1 protein-coding gene is annotated in these 1242 nt (G+C 61.1%); it reads right to left on the minus strand.

Going from position 1 to position 1242, the window contains the following annotated elements:
* Positions 1–1242, minus strand: a 1242-nt coding sequence (locus KH616_RS25155; RefSeq protein ID WP_292255282.1) for a portal protein, incomplete at both ends; no start/stop codon positions are given.

The following is a 1242-nucleotide window of genomic DNA, read 5'->3' on the forward strand; positions in this document are numbered from 1 at the left end:
AACTGCTCCTGATACTGGCCGGACGACATCATCAGCTCTTGCTGCGCGGTCGTCATGCCGCTCAGGTACGCATTCGCGCCGACGGGTGGCTGCTCGCGTTGCGGGCGTTCGATCTGGTTGCCTTGATCGTCGAACTGGTTGTACGGCAGATACGGCAGGTTGTCCTTGTTCGCGTTCGCCCACTTGTCCTCGTGGCCCTCGAACGCCTCGACGGGGCCGACATACGGCGTCTTCGTCTGCAGCGCGATGTACTCGACGTTCGCCGACGACATGTAGTTGTACATGCGCTGCGCGTCTTTCATGTTGCGCGTGTGCCCCTTGCGCTCCACCTTGCCGTTGATGACGATTTCCTCGCCGACCACGCGCACGATCGGGATGTAGCGGCCGGCCCATAGCTTCTCGTCGATGACCTTGTCGCCCGCTATCAGGTACCACGTGATCTGCGGCTCGGTGATCTCGCGCTTCTGCACGGCCGGGTCAGCCTCGATCACCTTGCGCTCTTCCGGATCGTCAATCTCGGACAGGCGAACCGGGCCGCGCAGCGGGTGATTGATGAGCTTGTCGAGCTTCGACGTCTTGCGGAAGTACTCGCACACGCGGATCTTGTTCTTGCTGATCCAGCCGTCGCTTTGCGAGTCGTCGCCGAATACGACGCTCTGCGCGTCCTCGCCCGGGTACCGTGCCTTGAATTCGGCCTCGGTCATTTCCTCGAACACGAAACCGAACTTTGCATCAGAGCCGTCCGCGGATTCGATGTCCGGGTCGAGATAGATTGTCAGCGGGTCTTTCACGCGGCGCAGGAAGATTTCCTGGTCGAATGAGCCGTCGTGCGCGTATTCGCAGACGACTCGCCAGTAGCCGAGGCCGCCCTGCACTGCGAACTCGGTCGCCGTGTCGTAGACGATCTCGGCATGAGAGTTGTACTCGATGTGCCGCACAATGCCGTCGAGAATCTTCGCGATCTCGATGTCAGCCTGACCGTCAACCGGTAGCGTCTTGACGCTCGGCTTGTTCTGCTTCGCGTCGTTGATGATCTGCAGGTTGTGCTGGCGCACCTTGTTGATTGTCAGGCACGGCCGCGCATCGCCCTCGCGCGTGGTGCGGATCTGGTCGGGCCATTGCCAGCCGTTGTCGGCATCGCCATTCGCGAAACGCAGATCCTCGACGAAGCGCTGACGGAAGTCAGATTCGAATTCCTGACAGCGCTCGAAGCGTTCCTTCGCCTCGGCGACGATCTTCGCG

The sequence above is a fragment of the Burkholderia sp. genome (genome assembly GCF_018375725.1).
Classification (GTDB): domain Bacteria; phylum Pseudomonadota; class Gammaproteobacteria; order Burkholderiales; family Burkholderiaceae; genus Burkholderia.